12 protein-coding genes and 1 other annotated feature are annotated in these 12222 nt (G+C 52.9%); of the genes, 6 read left to right on the plus strand and 6 right to left on the minus strand.

Annotation, left to right across the window (positions count from 1 at the left end; genetic code table 11):
• The first annotated feature begins 142 nt into the window (after positions 1-142).
• From ompW to FDX03_RS11850, 3 genes are all read left to right on the plus strand, one after another.
• Positions 143-781 (plus strand): outer membrane protein OmpW, encoded by a 639-nt coding sequence (gene ompW, locus FDX03_RS11840; protein WP_040233206.1) that lies wholly within the window; start codon positions 143-145, stop codon positions 779-781.
• A 130-nt stretch (positions 782-911) separates the two neighbouring features.
• Positions 912-1187 (plus strand): hypothetical protein, encoded by a 276-nt coding sequence (locus FDX03_RS11845; RefSeq protein ID WP_048211488.1) that lies wholly within the window; start codon positions 912-914, stop codon positions 1185-1187.
• A 187-nt stretch (positions 1188-1374) separates the two neighbouring features.
• Complete coding sequence (locus FDX03_RS11850) at positions 1375-2844, plus strand: GGDEF domain-containing protein (RefSeq protein WP_137345966.1); 1470 nt, start codon at positions 1375-1377, stop codon at positions 2842-2844.
• Positions 2845-2879: 35 nt separating this feature from the next.
• On the opposite strand, the gene trpA is transcribed toward FDX03_RS11850, so the two are convergent.
• The 6 genes from trpA to trpL form a co-directional block, all read right to left on the minus strand.
• Positions 2880-3683, minus strand: a complete 804-nt coding sequence (gene trpA / locus FDX03_RS11855) for a tryptophan synthase subunit alpha (RefSeq protein ID WP_137345967.1) — start codon at positions 3681-3683, stop codon at positions 2880-2882.
• The gene (gene trpB / locus FDX03_RS11860) at positions 3683-4876 is read right to left on the minus strand and encodes a tryptophan synthase subunit beta (protein WP_003020645.1); all 1194 of its coding nucleotides are present in this window, start codon (positions 4874-4876) and stop codon (positions 3683-3685) included. Before trpB ends, trpA begins: the two co-directional genes overlap by 1 nt.
• A 10-nt stretch (positions 4877-4886) precedes the next feature.
• Entirely contained in the window at positions 4887-6245 is a 1359-nt protein-coding gene (gene trpCF, locus FDX03_RS11865; protein WP_137346029.1) for a bifunctional indole-3-glycerol-phosphate synthase TrpC/phosphoribosylanthranilate isomerase TrpF, read from the minus strand.
• A 3-nt stretch (positions 6246-6248) separates the two neighbouring features.
• On the minus strand, positions 6249-7844 hold the full coding sequence (gene trpD, locus FDX03_RS11870; protein WP_003020639.1) for a bifunctional anthranilate synthase glutamate amidotransferase component TrpG/anthranilate phosphoribosyltransferase TrpD: 1596 nt from the start codon (positions 7842-7844) through the stop codon (positions 6249-6251).
• Positions 7844-9406 carry an anthranilate synthase component 1 gene (locus tag FDX03_RS11875; protein ID WP_121584716.1) on the minus strand — a complete coding sequence of 521 codons (1563 nt, stop codon included), beginning with the start codon at positions 9404-9406 and terminating at the stop codon, positions 7844-7846. The genes trpD and FDX03_RS11875 overlap by 1 nt, the downstream gene beginning before the upstream one ends.
• A gap of 23 nt (positions 9407-9429) precedes the next feature.
• Positions 9430-9524: a sequence feature (Trp leader region), on the minus strand.
• Entirely contained in the window at positions 9501-9545 is a 45-nt protein-coding gene (trpL, locus tag FDX03_RS11880) for a trp operon leader peptide (RefSeq protein WP_133087228.1), read from the minus strand. Its footprint overlaps the feature before it by 24 nt.
• A gap of 135 nt (positions 9546-9680) precedes the next feature.
• On the opposite strand from trpL, the gene rnm reads away from it, so the two are divergent.
• The 3 genes from rnm to rluB all read left to right on the plus strand — a co-directional run bounded on the left by rnm (position 9681) and on the right by rluB (position 12152).
• Positions 9681-10559 carry an RNase AM gene (gene rnm, locus FDX03_RS11885; RefSeq protein WP_048211492.1) on the plus strand — a complete coding sequence of 293 codons (879 nt, stop codon included), beginning with the start codon at positions 9681-9683 and terminating at the stop codon, positions 10557-10559.
• Positions 10556-11176 (plus strand): L-threonylcarbamoyladenylate synthase, encoded by a 621-nt coding sequence (locus tag FDX03_RS11890; RefSeq protein WP_005126434.1) that lies wholly within the window; start codon positions 10556-10558, stop codon positions 11174-11176. Before rnm ends, FDX03_RS11890 begins: the two co-directional genes overlap by 4 nt.
• 100 nt (positions 11177-11276) lie before the next feature.
• The gene (gene rluB / locus FDX03_RS11895) at positions 11277-12152 is read left to right on the plus strand and encodes a 23S rRNA pseudouridine(2605) synthase RluB (RefSeq protein ID WP_003020625.1); all 876 of its coding nucleotides are present in this window, start codon (positions 11277-11279) and stop codon (positions 12150-12152) included.
• The last annotated feature ends 70 nt before the right edge of the window (positions 12153-12222 follow it).

The following is a 12222-nucleotide window of genomic DNA, read 5'->3' on the forward strand; positions in this document are numbered from 1 at the left end:
CAGGATTTTGAATGCAAGTTCTAACTTAATCTGGATCAATAAATGTTAAATTATCAAACTCAATGTGATCCAGGTTAGATCACTTATTACTCCATTGTGGGTATATTCGTTCCGCTTTTATAACCATAACGATGGAGCGGACATGAAAAAATTAACAGTTGCAGCATTGGCTTTAACAACTCTTCTCTCTGGTAACGCATTTGCGCATGAGGCCGGAGAGTTCTTTATTCGAGCAGGATCGGCTACCGTCAGACCGACGGAAGGCGCGGGTGGTACGCTGGGAAGCCTGGGTGGCTTTGATGTCAGCAACAATACGCAGTTGGGCCTGACATTCACCTATATGGCAACCGACAATATTGGCGTTGAATTACTGGCAGCCACGCCGTTTCGCCATAAGATAGGCACCGGGGCAACCGGTGATATTGCCACCGTTCATCATTTACCGCCGACGTTAATGGCGCAGTGGTACTTTGGCGACTCCAGCAGCAAACTGCGTCCTTACGTTGGCGTGGGTGTGAACTACACGACTTTCTTCGATGAAGGTTTTAACAACAACGGGAAAGAAGCAGGTTTATCCGATCTGAGCCTGAAAGACTCCTGGGGTGCAGCAGGACAGGTCGGTATGGACTATCTGATCAACCGCGACTGGCTGATTAACATGTCAGTCTGGTACATGGATATCGACACCACCGCGAGCTATAAAATGGGTGGCGTCCAGCAGCGTGACAGCGTACGCCTCGATCCGTGGGTGTTTATGTTCTCTGCGGGTTATCGTTTTTAAGTCAATGATTCCAGTCTGATAGGCTGGTCGTTTCGCGGCCAGCTTTTTCTCCTCTCTTTTTCCCTTCCCGACTTTCTCCCCTTCGATGTAATGCTACTCTTTAAGCAAACTGGCTTTGAGGGTATTGACGATGATATTGACCCGTCAGCTGTTACAACAAAAAATTTCCCTTATGGAAGCATCCATAGACGATGATACAACAGAGTTTGCCGTGTATGCTGCGCGCGAATTATTGAATTACATGAGCAGGGTGGAAGCCCTGGAAAAGGTCATCGCCACACAAATCACACTACCTTACTGCAGCGCCAGCCCGGTTTGCGAGATTGAAGCGGGCTATGCCGCAGGCGTGAGCGACTGCCGTGAGGCCATCCGTCGGGCAGGGTATCCGATTGAAGGTGATGATTAGTTTGCATTTGTGTTAACAAAAATGTGCTTTTATTGTATAAGTCTGTAACTTTCGTGCACGAGTGCGCTTCTTATTTCAACTCATTAGTCTCTGGATGGTTAACATCTTTATCCATATACAACGCTGTTATGCAACAACATAAACGGGTAACCGGTTTGGTAATACTGTTAACTATCGGGGTGGACTCGTGAAGATTGTGCAGGATAAGCTCCGAAACAGGCAGGCTCTGCTGGTATCCGGGCTCATTACGTTGGTATTTACCTCGCTGTTTCTGTTTATCATTTATGAACAGCGTATGGCGGCCGCCAGTGAAGGCGTGAGCCGCCTGCAAGCTCACATGTTGGACATTTTTAACGATAATGAACTAATTGCCGATGCGATTGGCGAGCGTTACTACCACATCAAAACCGGCGAACAGTGTGGTGTTATGGCGCAGTTTGTTCCGCGAAATAAAGATGAATGGGGAATTAACGCCGACCCAAAGCGGGTTCATTCCGCGACAGGGACGATTATTGCTCAGCAACCCAGCCATAATGCGCTGTGTATGTATACTGCGGCGGAGTTCATTCGTGGAATGGTTAATGAGCTAAATCCAGGCAGCTTCGATGCGCATCGTTACATTATCGCCAGCCATTCAGATTATTTTTACTGGTTTATGGCTTCCGACTCGCGCAATTTCAGTTTTTCTGACTCCGAAATGGCGATGGATATTACGCAGTTTTTCTATCCGCCCGTCGATTTCTATACCCGGTTGCTGCAAAAAAATGTCAAAAATAAAGCTCTCAGTTCAACAAACTTCTATACCGATAAAATTACCGGTGAAAAAGCCTACAGCGTGGTGAGCTATATCTACGATCTGTCGGGTAAAGAGATATCAGACCAAATCGTTGCCTATCTGGTCTATGATCATTCGAAACCCGAGCTGCAGGAAGCGTTGGCCGAGGCGTTTGATAATCAAATTCTTCCCGGATTGAACGTGGAGTTAGTGAATTTAACCAACAAAGAGAGCCTTTGTTTATCCGGCAAATGTGCGGGACAATCCAGCTATTTGGTGCGCAATTTCTCAGAAAAATATGCGCTGCACTATTCGCTGTCATTAGGCCGTTTTATGGCGCGCGATACGCAAGCCGGCATTGTTATTCTGCTGGCGCCGTTCTTTTTCATCATGATTACTTTCTCGCTAAAATCATGGCTGAATGAAAGCGACCTGAAAGTTTATATTGATACGCTGACCGGCTGCTTTAATCGCCGAATTCTCGATATCATCAAGCGCAGGGATTTATCACATTGCTCGGTAGTGCTACTGGATTGCAATAAGTTCAAGGCCGTCAATGATACCTGGGGGCATGCTGCTGGGGACCGTGCGCTGCAAATTATCGCCAACAGAATGTTGTCTAACACCCGTACCAGCCACGATCTTGTGATCCGCACTGGCGGAGATGAATTTATGATCCTGCTGTTTCGCTCTCAGGCCAGTGATGCTATCGCGATTGCGCAGCGTATAAGCGGACAGGTGACCAGCCATGTATTTGTGGTGGACGGCAACACTATACCCTTGTCAGTGTCGTGGGGGATTGCAGAGGTGAAGGGGGAGCTGGATGCGGCAATCCAGAATGCGGATACTGCCATGTACAAAATGAAGCAGGCCAGGGAGTAAAACCGCCAGAAGTCACTGGCGGTTTAATTAGCTTACTATTGGGTGGCGGCTTTCATCGCGCTGACAAACGCTTTCAGCTCAGCCAGCATTTGCTCTGGTGCTGCAACATTTTTCTCAATGATTTTGACAATCGCCGATCCGGAAATAGCCCCCGCAGCACCTGCTTCAATGGCGCCTGTCACCTGTTCCGGTGCAGAGATACCAAAGCCCTGTAAAGAAGGCGGGGCATTGAATTCTTTCAGCTTTTCGACCAGATGATGCAACGGTAACGCCGCACGATTTTCGGCACCCGTAACGCCTGCGCGTGACAATAAATAGGTATAACCGCGGCCATGAGCGGCAATCTGACGCAGCAGTTCTTCGTCAGCGTTAGGCGGGCAAATGAAAATTGGCGCTACATTATGACGTAATGCGGCCGTTCTGAATGGCGCAGACTCTTCAACCGGCACATCGGCGACTAATACCGAATCTACGCCGACCTTCTCACACTGTGCGTAAAATTCGTCAATACCCTTGCTGAACACCAGGTTGGCATACATCAGTAAACCAATTGGAATGGTTGGGTGTTTTTGCCGAATCAACGCCAACATTTCAAAACATTGTGACGGCGTGACGCCTGCCGCGAACGCACGTAATGTCGCTTCCTGGATGGTTGGGCCGTCGGCCAGCGGGTCGGAGAACGGAATACCCAGCTCAAGCGCATCGGCACCCGCTTCGATCAGCGTATCAATGATTTTCAGTGACTGTTCAACAGAGGGATCGCCCAGGGTCACGAAGGGGACAAAAGCGCCTTCTTTGCGGTCCTTCAGCTGTGCAAACAGGTTTTCGTAACGTTCCATCAGATTTCCCCTCGCGCTTTCAGAATATCGTGTACGGTGAAAATGTCTTTGTCGCCGCGACCGGAGAGATTAACCACCAGTAACTGCTCTTTTTCCGGATTTTCACGCATCATTTTCAACGCGTGCGCCAGGGCATGGGAGGACTCCAGCGCCGGGATAATCCCCTCGTGCAGACACAGCGTTTTGAAGGCTTCCAGTGCTTCATCATCAGTAATCGATACATAGTCAGCACGTCCGATACTGTTCAGATAAGCGTGCTGTGGCCCGACTGACGGGAAGTCCAGTCCGGCGGAAATAGAGTAAGACTCTTCAATCTGTCCTTCTTCGGTTTGCATCATCGGGGACTTCATGCCGAAGTAAATCCCGACACGACCATGTTTCAACGGCGCGCCGTGTTCTCCAGACTCAATCCCGTGACCGCCTGGCTCTACGCCAATCAGCCCGACGCTGGTTTCATTAATAAAGTCGGCGAACATACCGATGGCGTTAGAACCGCCGCCCACGCAGGCGATCACGGCGTCCGGCAGGCGACCCTCTTTTTCGAGGATCTGCGCTTTGGTTTCTTCACCGATCATGCGCTGGAATTCACGTACAATGGTCGGGAAGGGGTGCGGACCTGCCGCCGTACCGAGCATATAGTGCGCAGTGTCATAGCTGCCAGACCAGTCGCGCAGCGCTTCATTACAGGCATCTTTCAGCGTCGCGGAACCGCTGTGAACCGGGATCACTTCAGCGCCCATCAGACGCATACGGAAAACGTTAGGCGACTGGCGTTCAACGTCTTTCGCACCCATATAAATACGGCACTTTAAACCCAGCAAGGCGCTGGCAAGGGCAGACGCCACACCATGCTGACCCGCGCCGGTTTCGGCGATGATCTCGGTTTTACCCATACGCTTCGCCAGCAACGCCTGGCCCAGCACCTGGTTGGTTTTGTGCGCGCCGCCGTGCAGCAAATCTTCACGTTTAAGGTACAACGTGGTGTTGGTGCCTTGAGTAATGTTCTGGCATTTGGTCAGCGCAGTTGGGCGACCAGCATAGTTTTTCAGCAGGTCTGTAAACTGTGCCTGAAACTCAGGGTCTTTTTGTGCACTGACGAACGCTTCTTCCAGTTGGCGCAGCGCAGGCATCAGAATCTGTGGCACATACATACCGCCAAATTCACCAAAATACGGATTGAGTAATGTTGTCATGTCCTTTTCCTTAATATGCGCGCAGCGTCTGAAAGACTGAAGCCAGAAGACGCGCATCTTTGATGCCCGGCTGTGACTCTACGCCAGAATTGAAATCGAGCCCGGCACAGCCGGTTTTAGCCGCGTCGACGCAGTTATCTGCACCGAGTCCGCCAGCCAGTAAAACGTTATCCAGCGATTGTCCGCCTAAGAGTGACCAGTCGAAGCGTTGCCCGCTACCGCCCTGAGCGTTGTCGAAAACGTATTTATCGACATGCTGGTAATCACGGGCTGGCAATGTCTCGCTGACGCTTAGCGCCTTCCAGATTTGCACCTGCGCGGGTAGCACATTGCGCAGAGCATCAATATAGGCCTGATCTTCGCTTCCATGTAGTTGTACGGCGGCCAGCGACAGTGCGGTGACTTTTTCGCGGACGTCTGCGATGTCGGTGTTACGGAACACGCCTACATACTGTAGCGGCGCACCCGTCATAACGTCTCGCGCCTGCTCAACGCTGACAGCGCGTGGTGAGGTCGGGACAAAAATTACGCCGCCATAAATGGCCCCAGATTCGTACGCTGCTTTTGCATCCTGTGCACGAGTCAGTCCGCAGACTTTATTTTCGCCAAGCAAAACACGACGAACGGCGGCGTGAAGATCATCATGGGACATCAGCGCAGAACCTATCAGAAATCCGTTGGCGAAATGGCTGAGTTCGCGAACCTGACCATAAGTGTTGATCCCGGATTCGCTGATGACGGTGACGCCATGACCCAAACGTGGTGCAAGCTGGCGAGTACGGTTGAGGTCAATCGACAGGTCACGCAAATCACGGTTGTTAATACCGACGACTTTCGCCCCCAGCGCAATGGCGCGCTCCAGCTCTTCTTCATTGCTAACCTCGGTCAGCACGCCCATTTTCAGGCTGTGGGCGACGGCGGCGAGCTGACGATACTGTTCATCATCTAAAACCGACAACATCAGCAGACAGGCGTCCGCCTGGTAGAAACGTGCCAGATAAATCTGGTAAGGATCGATAATAAAGTCTTTACACAGGATCGGCTGTGGTGCAATGCGACTGACGATGGGCAGAAAATCAAAGCTACCCTGAAAATATTTCTCGTCCGTTAGCACGGAAATTGCTGACGCATAATGTTTGTATACTCCCGCAATCTGTGCCGGGTCGAAGTCATCACGAATTACGCCTTTTGATGGAGAGGCTTTTTTGCACTCCAGAATAAAAGCGGTACGTGTCCCTTGCAGCGCATCGTAGAAATCACGCGTGCTGGGTTGAACATCATTTTGAAAGCTGGTCAGCGGTTGTTGCTGTTTGCGGGCTTCTACCCAAATCGCCTTGTCAGCGACAATTTTCGCTAAAACGGTTTGCATCATTTACCCTCTCGCTGCCAGTGCAGTAACACGGTCGTAAGCCGCACCGCTGCGCAGCACATTAATCACGGTTTGCGCGTTGGCTTTTAAGTCTTCTTCACCGTGCAGGCGCATTAACATGGCGACATTCGCGGCAACAGCAGCCTCATGAGCGGCCTCACCTTTACCTTGTAACAAGCGACTCAGAATGTCACGGTTTTCTTCCGGCGTGCCGCCAGCCAACTGTTCCTGATGATATGGCGTCAGGCCAAAGTCTTCCGCCGTTAGCTGGTAGCTCTTGATTTCCCCATCGTGCAGCTCTGCCACAATGGTCGGTGCATGCAGCGAAACTTCGTCCATGCCACCACTGTGCACTACGGCTGCTCGCTGATAGCCGAGCACGCGCAGCGTTTCGGCAATCGGCAGCACCAGCTCCGGGCTGTAAACGCCGATCAGCGCCAACGGCGGATGTGCCGGGTTAATCAACGGGCCGAGCACGTTAAACAGCGTGCGGGTTTTCAACTGCTGGCGTACCGGCATGGCATGGCGAAAACCGGTGTGGTATTTCGGCGCAAACAGAAAGCACACGCCGAGATCGTCAAGCGCCTGGCGGGATTTATCGGCGTTCATATCCAGATTGATGCCAAATGCCGCTAACAGATCCGAAGACCCCGATTTGCTGGAAACGCTGCGGTTACCGTGTTTGGCAACTTTCAGTCCGCAAGCCGCTGCAACAAAGGCGCTGGCGGTGGAAATATTGATACTGTTGCTGCCATCACCACCGGTACCGACAATATCGGCAAACAGATAATCAGGGCGTGGGAACGGGGCGGCATTTTCCAGCAGCGCGGTTGCCGCACCGGCAATTTCATTCGGATGCTCGCCACGAATTTTCATGCTCACCAGCGCCGCTGCCAGTTGTTCCGGCTTCAGTTCACCGCGGACCACGGCAGAGAACAACTGGTGGCTTTCCTGCTGGGACAGCGTCTGAGCCTGATACAGTTTCTCCAGAATAGGTTGCAGCGTATTGGTCTGTTCAAGCTTCTGTTGCGCCCAGGCCAGCGTTTGCTCCAGCAGACGCGCACCCTGGGTGGTCAGAATGGACTCCGGATGGAACTGGAAGCCGCATACGCGATCGGTATCGTGACGTACCGCCATCACCATGCCGTTAAAATGGGCGTTAATGGTTAATCCTGCCGGAACGTTGCTGCCAACCAACGAATGATAGCGTGCCACCGGCAGCGGATTCGCCAGACCAGCAAACATTGCCTGACCGTCGTGTTCAATGCTGGAGGCTTTGCCGTGCAGGATTTCTCCAGCCTGGCCCACATATCCGCCATAGGCCTCAACAATCGCCTGATGACCCAGACAGATGCCAATGATCGGCAGCTTGCCGCGCAGGCGGGTTAACAGTTCAGGCATGCAACCCGCTTCACTGGGCGCACCAGGACCTGGAGAGAGCATCAGCACCGGATTTTTCATCGTTGCTAAACGGTCAATCAACGTCTGGGCCGGAATATGGTTGCGGTAAATCACCACGTTGTGACCATTAGTACGTAGCTGATCCGCCAGGTTATAGGTAAAAGAGTCAATATTATCGAGCAGCAGAATGTCAGCCATCAGAAAGTCTCCTGTGCGTGGTGTGCGGTGGCGATAGCACGCAGAACCGCACGCGCTTTATTACGGGTTTCATCGGCTTCAGACTGCGGAACAGAATCCAGAACAATCCCGGCACCGGCTTGTACGGTAGCAATACCGTCTTCCACGAGGGCGGAACGAATCACAATACAGGTATCCAGATCGCCATGGGCGGTGAAGTAACCTACGGCACCGCCATAGCTTCCACGGCGTCGACCTTCGGCCTCGGCGATAAGCTGCATAGCGCGAACTTTCGGCGCGCCGCTCAGCGTGCCCATGTTCATACAGGCGCGGTAAGCATGCAGCACATCCAGATCGCTACGTAATTCGCCGACCACGCGCGAAACCAGGTGCATAACGAAGGAGTAACGATCCACTTTGGTGAGATCCGCAACGTAGCGGCTACCCGGCGTACAGATGCGCGCCAGGTCGTTACGCGCCAGGTCAACCAGCATCAGGTGCTCTGAAAGCTCTTTATGGTCGGTACGCATCTCCAGCTCGATACGGCTGTCGAGATCGCGATCAAGCGTTCCGTCTGCACGACGACCGCGTGGGCGGGTCCCGGCAATCGGGTAAATTTCAATCTGGCGGCTGGTGGCATCGTATTTCAACGAACTTTCCGGCGATGCGCCGAACAGTGTGAACTCGTTGTCCTGCATGAAAAACATGTACGGGCTGGGGTTGCTTTTCTTCAGCACATAGTAGGCTGCCAGCGGCGACGGGCAGGGCAGCGAGAAACGACGAGATGGAACCACCTGGAAAATTTCGCCCGCGCGAATCGCTTTTTGCATGCCACGTACTACGGCGCCGAACTCTTCATCGCTCTGATTGCATTCGCAGCGCATCTGCGGGACTTCAGTGACGGGCAGCGGCGGTGCGGGTTCGGTGAGCTGTTGGCTCAACTGTGCCAGGCGGGCGTTCAGTCGTAGTTTTTCCTCGTCATTTGGCGTAAAGATGCTGGCCTGAATGCGGGTGCTTTTTTTCTGGTGGTCGATAACCATCAGCGTTTCTGCCAGATAGAAGCAGTAGTCCGGGCACTGGTTACCCGCCTCAAGCTGGGGTAAATCTTCAAATCCGGCAACCAGGTCATAGGAAAACAGACCGCCGAAGAACATGGCTTCACGTTCCTGCGCCGGAACATTAACCAGTTCCTGCAGTAAACGGAACGCATCAAATACAGAAAGGGAACATAAGCGGGCATCTTCATCCAGCAGCGGGCTTACGCTGGGGAATGTCAACTGACGAGCATTCGGCTGTTTATCGTTATCAACGCCCGCGGGCAGGGCGGCGTCCAGCAGGGGCAGCAGCGATGCGCCATTCGCCGACAGCGCCTGAATAGTGACAGTGTCACCCAGGGCGGTAATGCGCAATGCGCTGTCGACCAGCAGCAGGCTCTTGAGATCGTCCTTGCTGTCGATATCGGCGGATTCCAGCAGCAGCGTTGCCGGTCGTGCGCCACACACCTGATGAAACAGCGCCGTCGGGTTCTCACGGTAGGCGGCATCGCAGGCGAGCAGTTCAAGTGTTGGTTTTTGTGTTTGCATCGTTATTCTCATTAATTTTGTTCAAAAAAAAGCCCGCTTATTTGGCGGGCCGGGTATCTGGTTGCATATTGCAGACGTAAGACACTGCCCGAAATCAGGAAGTGCGCCACCAACCGTGCAGGATAAATGTTGCTTTCATCTCAGATACCTTCTTCATGTGAACTTGCGTACTAGTTAACTAGTTCGATGAGGCAAAGTCAACACCTGATTTCAGTATATTTGTCGAAACCGTTATGATGGGCGTGTTACGACATTTATTGAAACGGGAGCCGCCTTGAGCGACACGAATTACGCAGTGATTTATGACCTGCACAGCCATACTACTGCTTCTGATGGGCGATTAACGCCAGAAGCCTTAGTACACCGTGCGGTAGAGATGCGAGTCGGTACACTGGCGATCACAGATCATGACACCACGGCGGGCATTGCGGCGGCAAGAGAAGAAATTTCACGTTCAGGTTTAGCGTTAAATTTGATCTCTGGCGTTGAGATATCAACGGTCTGGGAAAACCATGAGATCCATATAGTGGGTCTGAACATTGATATCGCGCATCCAGTGATGTGCGACTTTCTGGCGCAACAGACGGAACGTCGCCAGCAGCGCGCGCGCCTGATTGCTGAACGGCTCGACAAAGCGCACATTCCCGGCGCATGGGAAGGGGCTCTACGACTGGCTGATGGCGGGGCGGTTACGCGGGGGCATTTTGCGCGTTTCCTGGTGGAATGTGGCAAAGCCACAACCATGGCGGATGTCTTTAAAAAATATCTTGCTCGTGGGAAAACCGGTTACGTTCCGCCACAGTGGTGTACAATAGAACAAGCTATTGATGTCATTCATCATTCTGGCGGTAAGGCAGTTCTGGCTCATCCAGGTCGGTACGATCTTAGCGCTAAGTGGCTGAAAAGACTGGTTGCGCATTTTGCTGAGCACCGCGGCGACGCGATGGAGGTGGCACAGTGCCAGCAGTCTCCCAATGAACGCACCCATCTGGCGACGCTTGCGCGTCAGCATCAACTGTGGGCATCGCAAGGGTCTGATTTTCATCTACCCTGCCCATGGATTGAGTTGGGGCGTAAACTCTGGTTGCCCGCAGGCGTGGAAGGCGTCTGGCAACTTTGGGAGCAGCCCGAGACCACAGAGAGGAAAGTATGAGCCAGTTTTTTTATATTCATCCCGAAAACCCGCAGCAGCGACTGATCAACCAGGCCGTTGATATCGTGCGGAAAGGTGGGGTGATTGTCTATCCAACCGATTCCGGCTATGCGTTGGGGTGTAAAATTGAAGATAAAGGTGCAATGGAACGCATTTGTCGCATCCGTCACCTGCCGGACGGGCACAACTTTACGCTGATGTGCCGTGACCTGTCTGAACTGTCGACCTATTCGTTTGTCGACAACGTGGCCTTCCGATTAATTAAAAACAACACGCCGGGCAATTACACCTTCATCCTTAAGGGGACGAAAGAGGTTCCGCGCCGCTTGTTGCAGGAAAAACGTAAGACCATCGGCCTGCGTGTACCCTCAAACCCGATAGCACTGGCGCTGCTTGAAGCGCTGGGCGAGCCGATGCTCTCGACGTCACTGATGCTGCCGGGTAGCGAATTTACCGAGTCAGATCCGGAAGAAATTAAAGATCGCCTGGAGAAACAGGTGGATTTAATTATCCACGGCGGATATCTCGGCCAGCAGCCGACCACGGTCATTGATTTAACCGACGATTCCCCGGTGGTATTGCGCGAAGGTGTTGGTGACGTTAAACCTTTCTTATAAGGGCGCGAACCGCTATACTACGCGGCCTTAAAATGGCGCTGACTGGCGCCGTTGATTCTCCTGTTCGACGCCTGTGAAGGCGACACCTAAAGGAAGCTCTATGAGCGAAAAGTTACAAAAAGTGCTGGCGCGTGCTGGCCACGGTTCTCGCCGTGAAATTGAATCCATAATTGCCGCGGGTCGCGTGAGCGTTGATGGCAAAATTGCCACGCTCGGCGATCGCGTTGAAGTGACGCCGGGTCTGAAAATCCGTATCGACGGTCATCTGATTTCGGTGAAAGAATCTGCAGAACAAATCTGCCGCGTTCTGGCTTATTACAAGCCGGAAGGTGAACTGTGTACCCGTAACGACCCGGAAGGTCGTCCGACCGTATTTGATCGCCTGCCAAAACTGCGCGACGCGCGCTGGATTGCCGTAGGTCGTCTGGACGTGAACACCTGTGGTCTGCTGCTGTTTACTACTGATGGTGAACTGGCGAACCGTCTGATGCACCCGAGCCGTGAAGTTGAACGCGAGTACGCGGTGCGAGTATTCGGTCAGGTTGACGATGCTAAACTGCGTGATCTGAGCCGTGGCGTACAGTTGGAAGATGGTCCGGCTGCGTTTAAAACGATCAAGTTCAGCGGTGGTGAAGGGATTAACCAGTGGTATAACGTCACGCTGACTGAAGGCCGCAACCGCGAGGTTCGCCGTCTGTGGGAAGCGGTAGGTGTGCAGGTAAGTCGTCTGATCCGTGTCCGTTACGGTGATATCCCGCTGCCGAAAGGCCTGCCGCGTGGTGGCTGGACAGAGCTTGATCTTGCTCAGACCAACTATCTGCGTGAACTGGTGGAGCTGAAGCCAGAAACGACCTCTAAAGTGGCCGTCGAGAAAGATCGTCGCCGTATGAAGGCGAATCAGATCCGCCGTGCGGTGAAACGTCACTCTCAGGTCGGCAGCAGCCGTCGCCCGGGCGGACGCAGCAACAACGGTTAATCATGACCAGGCCTGATAAGCAAAGCGCCATCAGGCGTTAGCGTGGAGCCGGATGCGGCGCAAGCGCCTT

The sequence above is a fragment of the Citrobacter sp. wls827 genome (assembly GCF_005280875.1).
GTDB lineage: Bacteria > Pseudomonadota > Gammaproteobacteria > Enterobacterales > Enterobacteriaceae > Citrobacter > Citrobacter youngae.

What these genes read in the sequence shown, in the direction of transcription:
- trpA (WP_137345967.1), bottom strand. Translation starts at nt 3,683, where the DNA reads ATGGAACGTTACGAAAACCTGTTTGCACAGCTGAAGGACCGCAAAGAA.
- FDX03_RS11890 (WP_005126434.1), top strand. Translation starts at nt 10,556, where the DNA reads ATGAGCCAGTTTTTTTATATTCATCCCGAAAACCCGCAGCAGCGACTG.
- FDX03_RS11875 (WP_121584716.1), bottom strand. Translation starts at nt 9,406, where the DNA reads ATGCAAACACAAAAACCAACACTTGAACTGCTCGCCTGCGATGCCGCC.
- ompW (WP_040233206.1), top strand. Translation starts at nt 143, where the DNA reads ATGAAAAAATTAACAGTTGCAGCATTGGCTTTAACAACTCTTCTCTCT.
- trpCF (WP_137346029.1), bottom strand. Translation starts at nt 6,245, where the DNA reads ATGCAAACCGTTTTAGCGAAAATTGTCGCTGACAAGGCGATTTGGGTA.
- trpD (WP_003020639.1), bottom strand. Translation starts at nt 7,844, where the DNA reads ATGGCTGACATTCTGCTGCTCGATAATATTGACTCTTTTACCTATAAC.
- FDX03_RS11845 (WP_048211488.1), top strand. Translation starts at nt 912, where the DNA reads ATGATATTGACCCGTCAGCTGTTACAACAAAAAATTTCCCTTATGGAA.
- trpB (WP_003020645.1), bottom strand. Translation starts at nt 4,876, where the DNA reads ATGACAACATTACTCAATCCGTATTTTGGTGAATTTGGCGGTATGTAT.
- rluB (WP_003020625.1), top strand. Translation starts at nt 11,277, where the DNA reads ATGAGCGAAAAGTTACAAAAAGTGCTGGCGCGTGCTGGCCACGGTTCT.